Here is a 1774-nt window from a genome sequence, read left to right on the forward strand (position 1 = left end):
GAGCCAACAATATAAGCGGTGGCGGCACCTTGTCCGGCAGCACAGTGGTGTGGAGTGGACTGACCGTCGCGGCAGGAGCGAGCCAATCCCTCAGCTTCGATGCAACATTGCGTGACAGCGGCAATCACTGGAATATTGCGGAGGTAACAGACTCCAACGAAGTGGACACGGATTCCACGCCTAATAACCAGGATCCTGATGAAGATGACATCGGTGATGTGCTGGTGGTTGTTGGTGGCAATCCTGCGCCGCCGCCCCCTCTGGCTCATCCCATACCAACACTGTCAGGCTGGCTGTTGATGCTGTTGAGCCTGCTCCTGGCCGGCATCGCTGCCGGGAGTAGAGGTCGGAAGCTGGACTAGCCGACCGTCAGCAAGAGATAAGAACCACCGGAAACCCTGTTTTCCGGTGGTTTTTTATTACTTGATAGTTTTACTGGGTAATTCGATAATGTTCAGATCCGTTCAAATGAGAAAGATGCCAGAGGGCAATCGAGATGTCAGAACAGTCAGAAACTTCCAGTACCCTGCTCACGTTTACACAGGCCGCGGCCAAGAAAGTAGGTGGCATGATAGAGGAAGAGGGCAATCCGAATCTGAAGTTGCGGGTCTATATACAGGGAGGCGGCTGCTCCGGGTTTCAGTATAGCTTTTCTTTCGACGAAGAAATCAATGAAGGTGATGAAGTCGTGGTGACCGATGGCGTGACGCTGGTGGTCGATCCCATGAGTCTGCAGTACCTGGAGGGCGCCGAGGTGGACTATACCGAAGGTCTGCAGGGCGCGCAGTTTATCGTTCGAAACCCCAATGCCACCACGACCTGTGGGTGTGGTTCCTCCTTTTCCGTTTAGCAGGGGTTTGTGCCTGTCGATGAAGTGATCAGGTCCGGGCGGTAGCCAGGACCAGCTGATTCCTGCCCTGCTGTTTGCCCTTGTACAGTGCTTCATCCACAGGTTTGAGACATTTTTCCAGCGACTGACTGCAGTCGCACTGACCCAGCCCGGCGGTAATGGTGATGCGCAGTGTCTCGCCTTCCCAGTCGAAACTGTGCCGGGCAACGGCACTGCAGAGGCGGGTCATGATGTCGGCTGCGTCCCGGTGAGTCGTGTTGGGCAGCAGGACGATGAACTCTTCTCCACCCACCCCAGCGGGCCACCACATCGTTTTCCCGCAGAAGCCGGGACATCTCCCTGAGTACGGCATCTCCGCAGTCGTGGCCGTAGCTGTCGTTGAAATTCTTGAACAGGTCGATATCCAGCAGCGCCAGGGCACACTGGGTGCAGTTTGCCGGATTCGTCAGGTTGTGTTGATACAGTTCGGCAAACGCCCGGCGGTTCAGCATGTCGGTCAGGGTATCAGTACGCGCCAGCTTTGCCAGTTGCTGGTTGGCTTCTGTCAGGGCTTTGGTGCGCGCGTTGACCCGCTTTTCCAGTTCGAGGTTCTGCCGCAGTATGTTGCCCATACGCAGCCGTACGTAGGCATATACCAGACTGGCAGCCAGCAGTCCGAGCAGGAGCCAGGCCCACCAGGTCTGGTACCAGTGAGGCAGAATGTTCAGGGTCAATGCCGTGGGTTCGGGGCTCCATTTGCCGTCGGGATTCGTTGCCTTCGCTGCCAGCCATGGAGAGCGAAGCGAAGGCTGGTAGTCCCCAGTAGCCGCGAGGCCGCACTGCTTACCCGTCGTGCGCATAGCGCCAGAGGGGAAGCAAAGTAGGCCGCCGAACGCGGCGTCCAGTCATATGGGAGCCAAGTACGGAGCAGCAACGAGCTTGCGA

General features: G+C 57.3%; 4 protein-coding genes and 1 pseudogene. 2 read left to right on the plus strand and 3 right to left on the minus strand.

The window, feature by feature from the left end:
• Together ACOCD2_RS18530 and erpA are read left to right on the plus strand one after the other, a co-directional pair.
• Positions 1-362: IPTL-CTERM sorting domain-containing protein (locus ACOCD2_RS18530; RefSeq protein WP_293648664.1), on the plus strand; the 362-nt coding region annotated here is incomplete at its 5' end.
• A 134-nt stretch (positions 363-496) separates the two neighbouring features.
• Positions 497-850 carry an iron-sulfur cluster insertion protein ErpA gene (erpA, locus tag ACOCD2_RS18535; protein ID WP_293648666.1) on the plus strand — a complete coding sequence of 118 codons (354 nt, stop codon included), beginning with the start codon at positions 497-499 and terminating at the stop codon, positions 848-850.
• 28 nt (positions 851-878) lie between these two features.
• Here erpA and ACOCD2_RS18540 read toward each other — a convergent pair whose 3' ends face one another.
• The 3 genes and pseudogenes from ACOCD2_RS18540 to ACOCD2_RS18550 form a co-directional block, all read right to left on the minus strand.
• Positions 879-1202: a GGDEF domain-containing protein gene (locus ACOCD2_RS18540; RefSeq protein ID WP_368857402.1), complete on the minus strand. Its 324-nt coding sequence runs from the start codon at positions 1200-1202 to the stop codon at positions 879-881.
• Positions 1150-1461, minus strand: a pseudogene (locus ACOCD2_RS18545) (GGDEF domain-containing protein); the annotation flags it as partial. The gene ACOCD2_RS18540 and the pseudogene ACOCD2_RS18545, both read right to left, overlap by 53 nt.
• 98 nt (positions 1462-1559) lie before the next feature.
• On the minus strand, positions 1560-1774 hold a 215-nt coding region (locus ACOCD2_RS18550; RefSeq protein ID WP_293675048.1), incomplete at its 5' end, for a hypothetical protein.

The organism is Thiolapillus sp. (assembly GCF_048562965.1).
In the GTDB taxonomy this organism is placed as follows: domain Bacteria; phylum Pseudomonadota; class Gammaproteobacteria; order Chromatiales; family Chromatiaceae; genus Thiolapillus; species Thiolapillus brandeum_A.

Bases quoted from the DNA above. Each gene is read 5' to 3' on its own strand.
- ACOCD2_RS18540 (WP_368857402.1), bottom strand. From the start codon at position 1,202: ATGCCGTACTCAGGGAGATGTCCCGGCTTCTGCGGGAAAACGATGTGG.
- erpA (WP_293648666.1), top strand. From the start codon at position 497: ATGTCAGAACAGTCAGAAACTTCCAGTACCCTGCTCACGTTTACACAG.